Below are 16,960 nucleotides of genomic sequence, written 5' to 3'. Positions count from 1 at the left end.
AATAATTATCTTTCATTATTAAGATTTACAAGCCTTCTCGTATTTTCTGCTACTTCTTCCGGAGAGACTTTAACCCGGGCTACGCCACTTTTCATGGCGGCTTCAGCTACCGCTGCAGCCACGGCAGGCCCTACCCTGAGGTCAAGAGCCTTTGGTATTACATAATCTGCAGATAATTCATCTCCTACCAACCCTGCTATGGCATAGGCGGCTGCAATCTTCATCTCCTCGTTAATGTCAGTAGCCCGTACATCTAAGGCACCCCTGAAAATTCCCGGAAAGGCCAGCACGTTGTTAACCTGGTTGGGGAAATCAGATCTTCCTGTGCAGATTACTTTGGCTCCCCCCGCTTTAGCTTCATCAGGCATAATTTCAGGAACCGGATTGGCCATGGCCATGACAATAGCGTCTTTGTTCATTCCAGCTATCATTTCTTTAGTTGCTGTCCCGGGTCCGGAAAGGCCAATAAATACGTCTGCGTCTTTTAAAGCATCTGACAGGGAACCCTGGAGTTTCTCTTTGTTTGTAGCCAGGGCAATCTCTTCTTTAGCCTTGTTCATTCCCTCTTTTCTACCTTCATAGATGATGCCGCTCCTGTCACACAAAAGCACATTACTTACACCCATACTAATCAGTAATTTGACTGTGGCAATGGCCGCTGCACCTGCTCCATTAACAACAATCCGCACTTTACTAATTTCCTTATTCACGATTTTTAAAGCATTAATCAGAGCAGCCAGAACAACAACTGCGGTACCATGCTGATCATCGTGGAAAATAGGTATATTAGTTTCCTTTTTCAGCCTTTCTTCTATTTCAAAACAACGGGGAGCTGAAATATCTTCTAGGTTAACCCCACCAAAGGTAGGTTCTAACATTTTCACTACTTCGACAATTTTATCCACTTCTTTTGTAGCAACACAGATAGGAAAAGCATCTACTCCGCCAAAAGTTTTAAAAAGAACTGCCTTACCTTCCATGACAGGCATACCCGCCTCCGGTCCGATGTCACCTAAACCTAACACTGCAGTACCATCAGTTACTACAGCAACCAGGTTTCCTTTAGCTGTGTAGTCATATACTTTGTTGATGTCCTTGTTAATTTCCTTACAGGGTTCAGCTACACCAGGAGTATAAGCAAGACTCAAATCGGCAGATGTTTTAACTGGAACTTTACTGATTACTTCTATTTTGCCTTTGTTGTCAAAATGCAGCTTTAAAGCCTTTTCTTTTAAATCCATTTTATTCACCTCATCACATTATTTATTCACTGCCCATTGCTGGCGTCCCTCTTCATATAAGTCTCCACCATAACAATCATTAATTACGATTGCAGGCAGGTTCTCCACTTCGAGACGGTAAATTGCTTCTGGTCCTAAATCTTCATAGGCCACAATCTCAGCTTTAGTAACACATTGGGCTAGAAGAGCTGCAGCCCCGCCCACTACAGCCAGGTAGACCGCCTTATACTTCTTCATAGCTTCTTTCACTGCCTCGTTTCTTGCTCCCTTCCCCAGCATAACCTTTAAACCGTACTGCAAAAGGGCCGGTGTATATGCATCCATACGGTAACTGGTAGTAGGACCACAGGAACCTATAGCTTGCCCAGGTTTGGCCGGGGCAGGGCCAACATAATACATAGCCTGCCCACGCAAATCAACAGGGAGTTCTTTACCTTCTTCCAATAACTCTGCCAGCCGTTTATGTGCTGCATCCCTACCAGTATAAATTACACCGTTGATGAAAACTTTATCACCACTGCGCAGACTTGTAATTATCTCATCCGTAAAAGGAGCTGATATAACCTTTTCTGCCATTACCCCCACCCCCCTAAAGAACCGCGCTCTTGTGCCTTGTGGAATGGCAGTTGATATTAACTGCCACCGGCATGCTTGCGATATGACATGGAAAGGTCTCAACATTAACTTTCAGGGCAGTGATTCTTCCACCAAAACCTTGCGGTCCAATCCCTAACTCATTTATTTCCTCAAGCAACTCTTTTTCCAAAGCTGCAAACTGCGGATCCGGGTGATTTTGGTTCAATGGCCTGATGAGAGCTTTTTTGGCAAGGAAAGCAGCTTTTTCAAAATTCCCCCCTATACCTACCCCGACAACGATTGGAGGACAAGGATTGGGGCCGGCTTTTAAGACCGTATCAATTACAAACTTTTTAACCCCATTATATCCATCTGATGGCGTCATCATTTTTATAGCGCTGCAGTTTTCTGCTCCCCCACCTTTAGGGGCAACGGTAATTTTAAGTTTATCTCCCGGAACCACCGTTGTATGAATCACAGCGGGAGTATTGTCTTTAGTATTTATCCGCTTAATCAGGGGATCATCTACCACCGACTTTCTTAAGTAGCCCTCTATATAGCCTTTCCTGACGCCCTCGTTAATGGCATCATTGATAGAACCTTTATCAATACTGACATCCTGCCCATATTCCAGGAATACCACGGCCGTTCCTGTATCCTGGCAGACAGGGACATCGTTGTTTAAACCCAGTCTCGCATTATCCAGGAGCTGGTTCAATACTTCTTTCCCAGCCTCTGATTCTTCTTTTTCCAGCGCTGATTGTAATACTTCCAGTACATCATTTCCTAGATAATAGTTAGCTTCCTTACAGAGCTTGGCGACGGTTTCCACAACATCGTCATACTTTATGATTCTCAAATAAGTCACCTCCCAATAACTCAATCATGAATAGAAAAATAATGCCCAGCCGACCTGGGCATTATTTTTCATCTCCTGCAAGGAATTACTCAAGTGTAACGGCTACTTCCGCAAGGGCCTCTTGGTCCAGCTTCCGTTGTTGTTTTATGTATTCAACCATTCTTACAGCTTGTAAAGGAGCAGTACCTACATAGGTTTCAGGGTTGGTAAGTTCGATAATTTCTTCATCAGTTAAGAGCTTGCTTGCTTCAGGATGCTTCTTGATTTCTTCTCTTAAGGTGGTGCCATTATCAAAGGCGGCCATGGAAATATCATGTACCCAAGTATGGGCAGTAACCTTTTGTCCGCCAAGTTTCTTATAGAGTCCCATTAATACTAATTCAGCCATAGCAATATCCTTGGTTGCATAGAGGTTTCTCCGCATGTTTTCAGGCTTCACTCTTAATCCTCTCATATTAAAGATGCAAGTCTTGAGAGCGGCAGAGAAGTTGAGGCAGGCTTCCGGAATCATACCAAACTCTGCTGCCATCCTTGTGGCGTCCCTCTCATGCTGCATGCATATTTCATTAACAGCCTGAGCTGCACCGCGGATACATGCACTTAAACCACGGACCCACTCACTGGGTTCAGGATTCCGCTTATTAGGCATCGTACTGCTGGAGTATTGCTCCTTGGAATCGAAAGGTTCTTCTACTTCCTGAAGTTCCGTTTTCTGGAGTTCCCTGATTTCCAGGCTCATCTGGGAGAGGTTCATCATGCACTCGGCGATAGTATTGACGAATTCGGCATAACGGTCGGGTCTCTGGTGAATATCCATAACCGGACGATAGAGTCCTAATTCCCTGGAAACGATATCCTGGATTTTTTCAGCTTTTTCCGGACCAACTAAGTAGGCAAAAGTATTTCTGGCCCCTACGGCTGCGGAGATATTAGCCTGGAATAAACGGGGAGCCAATTCCTTGAACCTGGTAATGGTATCTCTTACGGCACCTGCCCAGATAGCACACTTAAATCCCCAGGTTAAAGGAACAGCATGCTGACCGTGGGTACGTCCCATCATAACAGTATCTTTATGCGTAATAGCCATGTCGCACAGAGCATCTTCCAATTCTCTTAACTGCCTCATCAGGATTGTGTAAGCTTCTCTTAATTGAAGCACCAAACCTGTATCAAGAATGTCCTGGGTAGTAGGACCGACATGATACCATTCACCCCAAGGTTTACACATCTTAGCAAACGCTTTGATAAAGGATACTATCAGGTGGGCTGCACCGGCCTTAACCTCGGCAATCATTTGTGGTGTGAGATATTTAACGCTGCTTTTCTCAATAATTCCGTTAGCTTGTTCCCAGGTAATGATACCTACTTCTGCTTTGGCTTTAGTAATAGCCACTTCCATGTCCAGCCATTTTTGCACCATGTTTTCTTCTGTCCAGACCTTACGCATTTCCTCGGTTCCATACGCATTTTTCAGAAGTACAAATGTGTGTTTCACTTCAATTTCCTCCTTTATATGTATTTATATATTTTTCTCATCCCCATGAACGTACTTAAATATTTCACCTCCTACAAGCTAATCTATGGGGATTTGTACATTGGACATTATTTTATAATATAATATTATCAGTACCTATGAGGTTATGTTGTAATGTTGTACGTACCAATTTATATTTTACATGTTCTACATTGTTTTCAGTTTTCCTTTCGATCTTGGAAAAATTTTTTATATTTTTCTTTAGAAAAAGGAGTGTACAAGTTTCTAGCGAAAACTACTCAATGACAACTATTTTAAAAAGGAGGTTTGGAAAATGCTAAAATTAACCTTTCTGGGGCATTCATGCTTTCTGTTAAATAGTCCAACCACCAGCCTTATCCTTGACCCTTGGCTTAGAGATAATCCACAGTGTTCAATTAAACCTGAAGACATAGAAGTAAATGCGCTACTTGTTACTCATGGTCATTTTGACCACCTGGGAGACGCTATAGAGATTTCCAAACGAACTAACGCAGTAATTATTGCCCCTGCTGAGTTAGCCAATTACTGTGCGCAATTGGGAGCCACTACTCATCGTATGCACATAGGTGGAAGTCACGATTTTGGCAACTACTGGATAAAACTGACTCCGGCCTGGCACGGTTCTTCCATTCTAAACCAAAATAATTATTACACCGGGATGCCCTGTGGTTTTCTGATTAAAATGGAAAACAAAATAATTTATCATGCCGGTGATACAGGTTTATTTAGTGATATGAAATATGTACTAGGGGATCGTTATCCAATTGATATAGCCTTACTACCTATCGGAGATAATGTGGTAATGGGTCCAGAGGATGCACTAACTGCAGTAGAATGGCTTAAACCTAAAACTGTTATTCCCATGCATTACAATACTTTTCCACTTATTAAACAGAATCCTGAATCTTTCAAAGCTAAAGTAGAAACCTTAGGTGTGGACTGTATAATACTTCAACCAGGTGATGAACTCAGTTTATAACTAAAAAATATTTAATCCTCCCGCCGGGGGGATTTTTTTATAGCTATATAATGTCTTTAAGCCATGGTATGGAGTACTGAATCATTGAACTCCACATAACGGAAAATAAAAGAACCACAAGTTCCGGAATCAAGGAACGTTTAAAAAGTTTGCTGTAATCCGAACCAAAGTATTCTGTTGTCAACAAAATGCAAAGATGAGCGGGAGATAGTCTGGTTCCGGCAAAAGAACTTAAAAAAACTAATAAGATATAGCCAAGATTGGGAATACCCTGACCAACCATTTCCCCCAGGATAGAGAAAGCAATAACAACAGTAGGACTTGCCATACCATTAACCATCCCTATAAACCAGGGGATTATTAGCAAAATGAGCCAAACCGGAATCCCCAACACGTAGCTGAGTTCGGGTATTCTTTCCACTGATCCGGTAGTGATGATGACTTGTTTAAAAAACATTACTCCTATAACCAGCAAAATAGTGTTAAGCTCCATCCCCGCCTTCAGGGCACCAAGTGCTCTCGTCAAATTATATTTATAAAGCACCATTAAGATGGCCACGGTAATGAAAAGAGCGAACGGTACTTTGACACCGGTAAATACGAGTAAACCAACAATCATAAAGGGAAGCAGATGAATAAGCAAAAGTTTCAGATCCTGAAATGTAATATTCTTTCGTTCTATAACTGGTTTACTGATATTTTTAAATCCTGATTTAAACCCCACCACTAGGGATAAAATTCCTACAGGTATTAAACACAAAACAAGGATGTTCACTGAAATTTTCTGCATGCTAGCCGTTAACAATACTGCCGGATAGATGGGCCAGAAATATTCAACCACATGCCGAAACCAGTAATTAATGAAGCTCTGATCCTCAGGAGACATATTAAGTGCTTTATTAACTTCTCTTACCATAGGACAGGAAAAGCGAGCCCCGCCCGGAGCTGGTAGCGTACCCACTAGTGCTGCCAGTGCTGCCATGTTTTTTCTGGGGTCCCTAATGATAACAGCCATACTTCCTGTGATCTTCTGTATCAGATCATTCTCAGTTAGGATATGTTCTAAGATCAATATAAAAATTAATGAAAAAAGAAGCTCCAGGGTGTCAGGAGAAGTTAGGCTTTGGTAAAAAATCTGAAGAATATGGTAAGGAGCCAATACGTAGAGTAATGTCAGTAGAATTCCAGCCAGCATCATGGAAAAACCAATATTAAACTTTTTTCGCGTTAATAGAACGAGCACACTGATGGTAATAAATAATTTTATTGTATCAGCCATTTTTAATTCCCCGTCATTCTGAAGCCAAAAATTCAATTAAGGAAGGCATCAATCCACCCTGGTTTATAAAACGGAGCAAGAATTCAGGAATTGGCTGAAAATTAGAACTTTGTTCCGTCCGGTTTTTAATTGTAATAGTCCCTTCCGATAGATTGATTTGCAGTAAATCACCTGGCTTAATTTTATTAACTGCGTCAGGTGCAATTAAAGGGATAAGTCCAATATTTATGGCGTTACGGTAAAAAATCCGAGCAAAAGATTTCGCAATTATAATTCTAACCCCAGAGTATTTTAAGGCTAAAGGAGCCTGTTCCCGGCTTGAGCCGTAGCCGAAATTTTCACCTGCCACTACTATGTCTCCTTCCTTAACCTCTTTCGCAAAAAAGGGGTCGGCACCTTCCATAGCATGACTCGCTAATTGAGCAGGCTCAATCTGCTGCATATACCGTACAGGAAGAATCTCATCAGTAGAAACATTATCCCCAAATTTCCATGCTTTTCCTGCAAAAAGGTATGGTGGTGTCATATTCTTCCCTCCAATAGCTCTCTTGGATCGGTTAGCTTTCCTGTGACTGCAGATGCGGCTACTGTAGCAGAACCTGCCAAGTAGATTTTGCCGCCTGCTCCCATTCTGCCTTTCATATTTCTTGTTGTAGAACTTATGCAGACTTCATCTTTCGCCAACGAACCTATATAATGGGCGCCACATGTACCACAACCGGGGACACCTATTACCGCCCCTGCCTCAAGGAGAGTAGTAATGATACCTTTGTCCACTGCCTCTTCTAAAATACGCTTGGAAGCCGGAACAACATAAAACCTAACCCCTTTGGCCACTTTTCTGCCCTTTACAACTTTGGCGGCTATCTCCAAATCATAAAGGTTACCGCCCGCACAGGAGGAAATTGTCGCCTGGTCAATTCTAATGTTTTCACCTGACAGGTTACTAATATCAGTTGCATTCGTCGGAAGGTCAGGAACCGCTACCTGTGGACATAACCCTGATAAATCAATATGTACAATGCCTTCATACCTGGCGTCTTCATCGCTTCTATAAGGGGCAAAATCTGTAAGTTCCATGCCAAGATAATGGGCGGTTATTTCATCGGCCGGTACAACGGCACATTTAGCCCCCATCTCGGTACTCATGGCACATAAAGTTAATCTTTCGGGGATGCTTAGCCTTTCTATAGACTCCCCGGTAAATTCCACAGCTTTATAATTAACTCCCTGAGGCCCGAAAAGGCTGATAATCTTAAGGGCAAGGTCTTTGACTTCTACACCAAAGGGGGGAACTCCATTGATCTCGATTTTAACGGTTACAGGAACATTAAACCACAGTTTACCTCTAACAAAGACACCAACCATTTCGGTAGCACCGATGCCGGTAGCAAAACATCCTAGGGCCCCAAGGGCATTTGTATGAGAATCAGTGCCTACCAACACCTGGCCTGGCAAAATATGTTTGTTTTCTGCCAGCAGGGTGTGACTTATGCCGTCTCCGCCGGAATACGTGTACTTAATATTAAATTCCTCTGCAAATTTTTTAATCATCAAGTGGTTTTCTGCCACAGACATGTTGGTATTTGTTGGATGATGGTCAAAGGTTATCACAATCTTTTCAGGGTCCCACACTTTTCGTTTCGGTAGTTTATGAAAATGTTCGATGACGACAGGGCCTGTATTGTCGTGGATCATGGCAGTATTAACCTGTGCATCAATTATTTGGCCAGGAACTACACTTTCTAATCCTGCTGACTTAGCCAGTATCTTTTGAATAATTGTCTGACCCAAGTTGATCCCCCCTATCCTCAGATCTTATGCTTTTCTAAGTACTTGTCATCAACTTCTATCCCAAGTCCAGGCCCATCAGGAACAGGACAAAACCATCTTTAATATATGTTCCCTTTTGCACAGGATCTGCAATAACCCAATTTGGTGCTTTTATTTCATTGAAAATAACGTTGGTCGAGGCGAAAAAGTGGGCAGCGGCAGTATCGACAAGCAGATTTATATTTTAACGTATCTACTCTGCCTGCCGCCGCACTAATTCCCCACCGAATACTTGGCATCGGCCGAATGCAGTTCCACGCCCAGCTTGATATCCACAGGAAATATCTCAACCCTTCTTATGTATACATTCATTCACCGGCTTTAAAAGAGATCTTTAAGCATTTATAGTAGCTTTCCTTCTTGCTTTTATATCTTTAATTATGGGGTAAAGAGCAGATACCAGTGCCAGCATCAAGAGAAAAGCGCTGATAGGATGCTTGAAGAAGACAAGATAATCTCCTCCTGATTGCAGGATAGCCCTTCTTGCACTGGACTCGATAATAAAACCTAATACCATGGACAAGACTATAGGAGCAGGTGGGAAATTAAATTTATGCAGGATATAACCAAGTATGCCGAAGGCGATCATCACTCCTACATCAAAAAGGCTGTTACCGATTGAATACGAACCAACTATGGAAATACCCATAATGGAGGGAATTAAAATATTACGAGGAATGGAGTTGACCCTGGCCCAGATTTTTGTTCCTCCTAAGCCTAGAACAAGCATAAAGAAATTGGCCAAAAACAAGGAGGCAAAAAGGGAAAAAACAATCTCCGGGTTTTTCTCAAACAGCATGGGACCAGGCTGGATGTTATGCATCATCAAGCCGCCAATTAATATCGCCGTAGTCGCTGAACCGGGAATCCCCAGTGTCAAAAGCGGGATTAAGGCACCGCCAACGGAAGCGTTATTGGCCGATTCGGGAGCGGCTACCCCCCTCAAATCTCCTTTACCGAAATCATCCGGATTCTTGGCGGCTCTCTTAGCCTGGTCATAGGAGATTAGTGAGGCGATTGTCGCCCCTGCTCCCGGCATAGCGCCAATAAACGTACCGATGATCGAGCCACGTAAAATGGTTGGCGCCAGTCCCTTGTATTCTTTCAAAGTGGGCAATTTTAGGGAAGATTTATAATCAAAAGTAATTTTTTCCTTGATAACTTCTTCCATCAACTTGAACACTTCGGAGATAGCAAATAGACCAAGGAGGGCCGGTATCAGGCTAAAACCCTCTAATAGTTCCATCCTCCCAAACGTAAAGCGAGGATAAGCAGTAAACGGGTCCATACCCACGGTTTCTATAATCAACCCTATACATGCGGCGACAAAGCCCTTAATATAGTTGCGGCTGGAAAGGCTGGCAATTATGGTCAGGCCGAAAATACCCAGAGCAAAATATTCCGCCGGACCAAATTTTAAGGCAAGTTCAGCAAGGGGGACACCCAGGACAATTAGCGCAATGGTGCTGAACATCCCACCACATGTGGAAGCCACAATAGAAGCTCCCAGGGCTTTGCCAGGTTGTCCTTTTTTCGTAAACTGGTAACCGTCAAAAGTGGTTGCCACAGCAGCCGGCGTACCAGGCGTATTAATAGTAATGGCAGTAATGGAACCCCCATATTCAGCTGCGGAATACAAGGCACACAAGAGGACAAGACCCATGGCAGGATCCATAGTAAATGTAAAGGGGAGCAGCAGGGCCACTCCGGCTGAGGCATTCAATCCCGGTGTAGCACCTACTAAAATACCAATGACAACGCCGCCAATTATTAACAGGATTGGCTGCCAGTGCAAAACAATAGAAAAGCCCATTAGTAAGTTTTCTAACATTTTCGTTCCCCCTTACATGAGACCTATAAGTTTGCCCAAGGGCAATTCTACATCCAATGTCAGGTAAAAAACTAAATAGATGAAGAGAAGAAAACAGATGGGATACATGATTAAAATTTTCCAGTTCTTTTCACCCATAATTAAGAGGATAGATACCAGGAATATCAGCGCAGTGATGAAATATCCCAGGAAATTACACAGTACTAAAAAGAGGATTAAACAAACCATCCCTAAAACGGCCCTGGTAATATTGCCGTTTTGTAATTTTATTTCCGGTATCATCCACTGGTAAGCAATCATAAGTACACTTAAAACTATGGTTACCGTCAGAACAATTCTGGGCCAAAAGGTAGGACCCAGTGTCTTTGTCGTTGGGGGAGGAAAACTATTTGTTTGGATAAGAAATAAAGTTGAAATAATAATCAGAAGAACCCCGATTATCGTAGTACCTTTTCGCAAAATCTGACCCCCCTTTTTGGTATTGGGGGAACCCATAACAAGTCCCCCCTCTACCCGTTAAATTTTTCTTACTTCTTCATGAGAGCTTTAACAATTTCCCAGGTTCCGTCCGTATCTTCCTGAATAACTTTGCCTAATTCAGCTGCCGTTTTAGGCCAACTGAGCTGCTCTGTCCTTTTCAGATAATCCTGGAACTGCGGGTCTTTCACGGCTTTTAGCAAAGCATCTTCCAGTATTTTGACTACATCATCAGGTATCCCTTTTTTAGCTATTATGCCTCTCCAGTGATAGGCTTCATAGTCCCAGCCCAGTTCTTTAAAGGTTGGTACATTAGGCAGGGATTCCAGGCGCTTGTCTGTGGTAACACCCAGAATTTTCAATTTTTTTCCTTCATACTGGCCTTTCACGTTGCCGGGGTTGGTTTGACCAGCCATGGAGTGTCCACCCATCACATCGGCAACGGCTTCGCTGCCTCCTTCAAAGGGAATCCACTGGAAGTCGAATCCGGCCAGCTTGGCAAATTTGCTAAAGTTAACATGGTGGGCTCCACCGGCGAAAGCTCCGGTCACTGTTAATTTACCAGGGTTTTCCTTGGCCCATTTGACCAGGTCTTTCATATCATTGAATTTACTGTCCGGAGGCGCTATGACAGTGTAGGGGTCAGCCTGGACGCCGGCAAGTGGTTGAATATCTTTGGGGCTGTAAGGTGCGCCTTCCTTGGCAAATAAACTGGCAAGACTGATGGTGGCAGCTAAAATGGTATAACCGTCCGCCGGCTGCTGGAGGGTATAAGCTAATCCAGTGGCACCTCCACCACCTGTTTTAGTTAAAACGTTAACGGGTTGACCCAGGTACTTCTCCAAAACCTTGGCCAGTTCCCGGCTCATGACGTCAACCGGGGAACCAGCTGCCGACCAGCAAACGAGTGTAATTGGTTTGGTGGGGAATTTGGGAGTTTCCTTCTTAGCAGATTTTGTGCCACAACCCATAACACCCACGAGAAGGAAAGAAAAAATCAGGACAAAAGCCAATATTTTGGTCCATTTCCTATTCATCAAATTACCCCCTTTAATTCAATAACAAAAGTCATGTGCCTACATTTACTTCCGCCCAATTCTATGTAACATACCAGACACATTTAAAAAATGTTCATATTTTTTCTTGTTGTAATCCCTCCTCCTTCGCCATTTAACTTAAATTTCTTCAACACCTCCTCCTGTTCTTCAATTGGGAAAGATCTATATTGATTAAAACCAAATCAATTATTTATTCTGTTATAATTACAAAATGATATTATAATGTACGTACCAATTTTTCCAATAATTTTAATTCTTGATTCTTTGTGAAATTCCTGCTTGATAAAAAATTTTTATATATTTTTTGAAGAAATTTCTATTATTGATGGTTGCTTCGCAACTATCCTAATATTTTGTTGCTTTGGATTTTATAAACATATTCTATGCGACCGATAAAATATCCTTGGTATTTTACGACTACTTTTGTCGTTTTGTGCAGCTTTGAACATTATTATTTTTCGTTATATCCCAAAAGAGGCCAGTAATAAAAGTATATGCAGAGTATTCCACATACTAAAAAAAATAAAGAAGAAAAAAACACCTTTATTACTTTCACCAAATCCACATTAGCCTTGCGAAAGGCAAACATGGCCTGGGGAGATTGACTTGGAAGCTATACTTCTAAAGCCTCCTCGTTTATTTTAAAGAAAATATATGTAAACATATTTCTATATATTTTGATTATTTTCGACAGTGTTCTGCTCTTTTGTGTATTAGGAATTAAAAAATGCGCTCTTAATAACCGAGTTCTTCACCAACTACCAGTACATAATAGTCAAGGGAGGCTCTCGGCACACCTTCAATAATGGTCGTGATATTACAGCTCCTGTTAGGCGGCAGGCAACATACCTCCCTGGAAACTGTGTAGTAAGACAGCAGTGAATAGAATTATTTATAAATGGGCATTCCCACCAGAGGCCAGTAATATACGGCAAACAATGTGGTCACAAGAATTACAGTTATTGTATAAATAATTCCCGGTTTAAGCATCTCCCATATTTCCAACTGGTTTGTAGAATAGGTTATTAAACCGGTGGCGGACTGGGTAGGAAAGAGGAAAGACAAACTGAAAGAAATGACAGCAACAGACCCACCCCATAAGGGGTTATAGCCCCAGGAACTCATGACCGCCAGGACTAAAGGCAGTAAAGCCGCAGAGGCTGACAACACCGTTACAAAGGCGATACGAAGAAAGGCGATTACCAGCATAACGATTGCTGATAAGGCTAGGGGACTTATTACTTTAAAATTAACAAGAGTACCGTACTGTTTTATCCACTCCATTACTCCATTAACATGCAGGGAGTCCGCCAAACTTAAGCTGGCTGCAAACATGAGAAGTATATTAAAATTAAAGCTCTTCACTGCCTTTTGCATGCTAATCACGCCAATTCCCGGTGAGACAATTAGTATAGCTGTGACCAGAGCAACCAGTGATGTTGAATAGCCGTGCCATGTGGAGGAGACCCATAAACCAAGCATTAGCAATAAGTAACAGGCCAATCTCTTCTGCTCCCTGTCAAGAGGGCCAGTATTACATGGTTCCGTTTCCCTTATCTCAACTTTTTCCGACTCAGGACTGTTTGAAAGAAACAGCTTTTTAAGGATTATCCACAAAAAGAGAGTATTCAGGATGGCAATTGGCGCAAAAGTGATCAACCAGTGAAGATAATCCCAGTGGTAATCCAGTACCGATGCGAACAAACCAACTGCGAAAACGACTGAGAGGGAACCTGTCATAGTGATACTACTGGCAATTAAAGTTTCGTACGCCACCCCAATATAGACCGCTTTGTTAAAACCCCCTTTATCATTTACTTTGAGCGCCCGCACCAGCCCGTTACAGATAGGTACAATGAGGGCCGACCTTCCTGCGGCAGAAGGTATAATCAAGACAAAAACAAGAGCAGTTAATATTGTGGTGAGCAAAAGGTATTTCGCCCTCTTCCCTCCTAACCTGATTAAAAACAAAGCCAGTCTTTTATCCAGGCCTGTTGAGGCTAAAGCTTCAGAGATAACGAAAGTAGAAGTCAAAAGCCAAGTTGTAGAACTGGCAAAACTCTGAAAAGCTCGGTCAAAGGGGATAATTTTCATCAGCGGAAGCAAAGTTAAAGTGATAATGGAAGTAAACATCTGATGTTGTGGAAATATATTCCAGATAATAATAGCGAAAACAAGTATTCCCAAGGTCATTACGCCCTTGTGGCTTAAACCTGGCACTTCTATTACTAAACCTATGAATAGGAACAAAACAGGAATAATCCCTTTTTTCAGACTTGTGCCACTACTTACCATTTTTCACCAACCCTATTTGTTCTCACAGCCATTCCAGTCCAAGACTGCCTGTCGCACATAAAGGGCATACCTTTAGCAGGTATGCCCTTTGAATTGCTAGCATCATGAACATGAAATTGTAGTAATAAAAATTTGCATAAACAGAGCAAAAATGGATCGAAATCTAGTAGAATAGCTGAATGGAATATCATTCAAAGAGCTGCCAATTATATAATTATTTGGATTAGCTCCCTAACATTCTCCATTTCTTCAAGATTCTCTACCACTTTTAATAATTTGGGAACATCAATTCTTGTGTTCTTCAACAGATTGTGGAATTTTGCGTAATGCTGTTCTTTAGAAAGTGGGTTCATGGGATCACCCTTGGCGGCATCAGTATAACCGAAATATTGTCTGCCATCTTTTGCCGTTACTTCCATTCTGCATTTCCATTTGGCCGGGTAATCCTTTTCAATTTCCTCATCTAAAAGAACCTTAACTTTTTCTGCAAGGGCTAAAATCTTTTCATCCCTGTAATACCGCTCTTCAAAATGCTGCATCCCAATGGGCCCTTCAAACAAGGCAGCGGCTACTATAAAAGGAAGGTTAAACTGCGCTATCATTCCATTCTGGGGAGGAAGAGGCAAGTCATTTTGTACTTTTGCCACTTTGTAGGTATATACCTTAATCTCCTCTATATCATCGGGATTAAGACCCTGTTCTCTGACCTGCAGGGCTGCATCAATAGAAGGATGAATCGTCCTACAGCAAGGGTAAGGTTTATAACTAACATCCGTGATCTGGAAGGTACTCCCTAAATCCTTAGTCACCCGCTCATAATTATACTCATCAGAAACTGCCCTGAAGAGACCACCATCTTCAGCTTCAATAATTTGCGAGGGTCCCGTAAAATCCTTTTTGGCCAGAAGAGCTGACGTTAATCCGCTCTGAGCTGCTTTACCGGCATGTAATTTTTTACTGGATGACCCATCGGCAGAAAAGGCCCATAAACCTGAAGACTGGGTTCCCGCATTACCAAATGCATAAATGAACTGCTGCGGGGTTAATCCTAAAAGTTTGCCGGCGACAGCAGCAGCACCAAAAGTACCACACGTACCAGTATTATGCCAGCCCTTTAAGCGATGGGAAGAGGATCCAATTCCTATAGCTATCCGGAGCATAACCTCATAGGCACCTACAACAGCAGTAATAAGCTGTTTTCCTGTAATTGGTATTATTTCCGCTAAAGCCAGAGCAACAGGTATTATGACCGCACCCGCATGGACTTTCCCCATTTTATGGGCATCATCAAAATCAAAAGTATGAACCATACTGCTATTGATAAACACAGCTGTTCCCAAGGAAGTCTTTTTGTTCATTCCCCAAACTGAACTGTTAGAGGCATTATCATAATTAAGTAAGGCTTCAGCCATTTTCTTAATATCCGGGTGCTCCACTGCTCCCAGGCCACACCCCAGAGCATCTAATAAACAATACTTTGTCTGAGCTGTTACCTTCTCCGGCAAGTCTTCAAACTGTAGTTTATCCAAATATTCTGCTAATTTTCCAGTAACTGTAGTCATAAATTCATCACCATCCTTGATTCTGCAGTTATGTACTACTACACAAGGCAGTAATCTCATTTACCTTTGCTACTTCCTCAAACTTAAACATTAGCTGTATTAACTTGTGAATATTCTCCTCGGGAAGTATGCCCTTGGTTAAATCATAGAATTTTTCCTGCAAATCCCCGTCAGTCATGGGATTTATCATACTTCCTACCGCATGCTCCACATGTTCCGTAAGAATCGTGCCGTTGTTTAACTTTATGTTTATAATGGCTTCATCCTTATTTATTTCCGGTTTGACGATCAAGCGGACTTTTTTTCTCAAAGCCACAGCATCTTCAGCTTGAGCCCGCTCATCAGAAAACTGCTCCTCTCCAGCCTTACCATCCAAAAGAGCCACAGCAGCGCAATGATATGTACTAAATTTTGTTTCTAAGCCAGTCCTGGGATTTTCCTTACCCATTAAAATGGGAACCAGTCTGTTCACATATGCTTCAATTTCCACGACTTCCTCTACCCTAATCTGATGCTGCTTCCTTAATTTTATTACAGCATCTATAGTTGGATGAGCCACAATACCACAGGCAAAAGGTTTATAGCTATTTTTCAGCAGCTCCCAGTGTTCTCCGAGCTTCCCCGTAATTTGGGTATAATCCTGTTTCGTTGATAGCACATTAGCAAAGCCAGTTTTAGCTTCGATACCCTGCTCAGAACTGGTAAAGCCTTTCGCTGCCAGCATCGCTGCCATTATACCATTCATGGCGGCTTTACCGGGGTGATAAGGCTTGGTCATGGTACCAAACATCTCTTTTAATCCCGATGCTTGGCTGGCAGCAATTCCAAAAGCATAGGTCATCTGCTTAATATCGAGACCTAAAATTTTACCTGCCGCAGCCGCTGCCCCAAAATTTCCAGCTGTACTGGTGATATGCCAGCCTACTTCATAATGGTCCGGATAAACAGCCTGGCTGATTCTGCATTCGGCCTCTGCTCCTAAAATAAATGCCGTTAAAACATCTTTACAGCTGAGATTATAACGTTCTCCCAGTGCAAATACTACCGGAGCAACAGGAGAACTTGGATGTAGTACGGTTTCCAGATGTGTATCATCGAAATCAAACATGTGCGAAGTCATACCATTTACAAGCGCGGCAAATAAGATATTTAGTTTTTCCTTCCTACCGAGTAAGGATGCCTGCTCTTTACCCCCAACCTCTTCTACCATAGAGAGGACAATATCCACCGCAGGATGATAGGCGGCTCCCACTGCAACTCCTAGCCAGTTTAATAGAGATCGCTTCCCTTCTTTTTTGACAACTTCGGGGATATCCTCATAACCCGTTTCCACAATCCATTTGGCCAAATCATAAGTTACCCCATTTTTACCGACCTCCTTTTACTAAAGATCCCATCTGTTTGCTATGTTGTACTTACATCATGATTTTATTACGTGTTATATTCTTCAAGTT

14 protein-coding genes are annotated in these 16,960 nt (G+C 42.3%); 1 reads left to right on the top strand and 13 read right to left on the bottom strand.

All coding sequences use genetic code 11. The annotated features are described in order from the left end of the window. Nucleotides 1–5: 5 nt before the first annotated feature. From BR63_RS15985 to BR63_RS15970, 4 genes are all read right to left on the bottom strand, one after another. Nucleotides 6–1,241 carry an NAD(P)-dependent malic enzyme gene (locus BR63_RS15985; RefSeq protein ID WP_034421809.1) on the bottom strand — a complete coding sequence of 412 codons (1,236 nt, stop codon included), beginning with the start codon at nt 1,239–1,241 and terminating at the stop codon, nt 6–8. Nucleotides 1,242–1,259: 18 nt separating this feature from the next. Next, a complete protein-coding gene (locus tag BR63_RS15980; RefSeq protein ID WP_034421810.1) occupies nt 1,260–1,817 on the bottom strand; it encodes a Fe-S-containing hydro-lyase in 558 nt (185 codons plus the stop codon). 13 nt (nt 1,818–1,830) lie between these two features. After that, nucleotides 1,831–2,676 (bottom strand): fumarate hydratase, encoded by an 846-nt coding sequence (locus BR63_RS15975; protein WP_034421812.1) that lies wholly within the window; start codon nt 2,674–2,676, stop codon nt 1,831–1,833. A gap of 85 nt (nt 2,677–2,761) precedes the next feature. Next, entirely contained in the window at nt 2,762–4,171 is a 1,410-nt protein-coding gene (locus tag BR63_RS15970; protein ID WP_051965671.1) for a lyase family protein, read from the bottom strand. 313 nt (nt 4,172–4,484) lie between these two features. On the opposite strand from BR63_RS15970, the gene BR63_RS15965 reads away from it, so the two are divergent. Beyond that, nucleotides 4,485–5,171 (top strand): metal-dependent hydrolase, encoded by a 687-nt coding sequence (locus BR63_RS15965; protein WP_034421814.1) that lies wholly within the window; start codon nt 4,485–4,487, stop codon nt 5,169–5,171. A 43-nt stretch (nt 5,172–5,214) separates the two neighbouring features. Here the strand turns inward: BR63_RS15965 and BR63_RS15960 are convergent, their stop codons facing one another. The 9 genes from BR63_RS15960 to BR63_RS15920 all read right to left on the bottom strand — a co-directional run bounded on the left by BR63_RS15960 (nt 5,215) and on the right by BR63_RS15920 (nt 16,854). Next, nucleotides 5,215–6,450: a DUF401 family protein gene (locus BR63_RS15960; protein ID WP_153802065.1), complete on the bottom strand. Its 1,236-nt coding sequence runs from the start codon at nt 6,448–6,450 to the stop codon at nt 5,215–5,217. 13 nt (nt 6,451–6,463) lie between these two features. After that, nucleotides 6,464–6,976, bottom strand: a complete 513-nt coding sequence (locus BR63_RS15955) for a LeuD/DmdB family oxidoreductase small subunit (RefSeq protein ID WP_034421817.1) — start codon at nt 6,974–6,976, stop codon at nt 6,464–6,466. Next, entirely contained in the window at nt 6,973–8,244 is a 1,272-nt protein-coding gene (locus BR63_RS15950; protein ID WP_034421819.1) for a 3-isopropylmalate dehydratase large subunit, read from the bottom strand. Before BR63_RS15950 ends, BR63_RS15955 begins: the two co-directional genes overlap by 4 nt. Before the next feature lie 373 nt (nt 8,245–8,617). Then, nucleotides 8,618–10,114: a tripartite tricarboxylate transporter permease gene (locus BR63_RS15945; protein WP_034421821.1), complete on the bottom strand. Its 1,497-nt coding sequence runs from the start codon at nt 10,112–10,114 to the stop codon at nt 8,618–8,620. Between the two features lie 12 nt (nt 10,115–10,126). Then, nucleotides 10,127–10,573 (bottom strand): tripartite tricarboxylate transporter TctB family protein, encoded by a 447-nt coding sequence (locus tag BR63_RS15940; protein WP_161781870.1) that lies wholly within the window; start codon nt 10,571–10,573, stop codon nt 10,127–10,129. A gap of 68 nt (nt 10,574–10,641) precedes the next feature. Continuing rightward, complete coding sequence (locus BR63_RS15935; RefSeq protein ID WP_051965673.1) at nt 10,642–11,628, bottom strand: tripartite tricarboxylate transporter substrate binding protein; 987 nt, start codon at nt 11,626–11,628, stop codon at nt 10,642–10,644. 909 nt (nt 11,629–12,537) lie between these two features. Further along, nucleotides 12,538–13,944 (bottom strand): SLC13 family permease, encoded by a 1,407-nt coding sequence (locus BR63_RS15930; RefSeq protein ID WP_034421825.1) that lies wholly within the window; start codon nt 13,942–13,944, stop codon nt 12,538–12,540. A gap of 206 nt (nt 13,945–14,150) precedes the next feature. Next, nucleotides 14,151–15,566, bottom strand: coding sequence for an MmgE/PrpD family protein (locus tag BR63_RS15925; protein ID WP_051965675.1), 1,416 nt, complete (start codon nt 15,564–15,566; stop codon nt 14,151–14,153). Beyond that, nucleotides 15,535–16,854 carry an MmgE/PrpD family protein gene (locus BR63_RS15920; RefSeq protein WP_034421826.1) on the bottom strand — a complete coding sequence of 440 codons (1,320 nt, stop codon included), beginning with the start codon at nt 16,852–16,854 and terminating at the stop codon, nt 15,535–15,537. Before BR63_RS15920 ends, BR63_RS15925 begins: the two co-directional genes overlap by 32 nt. Nucleotides 16,855–16,960: the final 106 nt, after the last annotated feature.

It is taken from the genome of Thermanaerosceptrum fracticalcis, assembly GCF_000746025.2.
GTDB lineage: Bacteria > Bacillota > Peptococcia > DRI-13 > DRI-13 > Thermanaerosceptrum > Thermanaerosceptrum fracticalcis.
Note: the sequence above shows the minus strand (reverse complement) of the source record. Positions and strands in the feature narration are given on the sequence as shown.

Excerpts from the sequence above, each read along its gene's own strand:
- BR63_RS15935 (WP_051965673.1), bottom strand. The coding sequence starts at position 11,628 with ATGAATAGGAAATGGACCAAAATATTGGCTTTTGTCCTGATTTTTTCT.
- BR63_RS15980 (WP_034421810.1), bottom strand. The coding sequence starts at position 1,817 with ATGGCAGAAAAGGTTATATCAGCTCCTTTTACGGATGAGATAATTACA.
- BR63_RS15955 (WP_034421817.1), bottom strand. The coding sequence starts at position 6,976 with ATGACACCACCATACCTTTTTGCAGGAAAAGCATGGAAATTTGGGGAT.
- BR63_RS15925 (WP_051965675.1), bottom strand. The coding sequence starts at position 15,566 with ATGAGATTACTGCCTTGTGTAGTAGTACATAACTGCAGAATCAAGGAT.
- BR63_RS15960 (WP_153802065.1), bottom strand. The coding sequence starts at position 6,450 with ATGGCTGATACAATAAAATTATTTATTACCATCAGTGTGCTCGTTCTA.
- BR63_RS15965 (WP_034421814.1), top strand. The coding sequence starts at position 4,485 with ATGCTAAAATTAACCTTTCTGGGGCATTCATGCTTTCTGTTAAATAGT.
- BR63_RS15945 (WP_034421821.1), bottom strand. The coding sequence starts at position 10,114 with ATGTTAGAAAACTTACTAATGGGCTTTTCTATTGTTTTGCACTGGCAG.
- BR63_RS15985 (WP_034421809.1), bottom strand. The coding sequence starts at position 1,241 with ATGGATTTAAAAGAAAAGGCTTTAAAGCTGCATTTTGACAACAAAGGC.
- BR63_RS15930 (WP_034421825.1), bottom strand. The coding sequence starts at position 13,944 with ATGGTAAGTAGTGGCACAAGTCTGAAAAAAGGGATTATTCCTGTTTTG.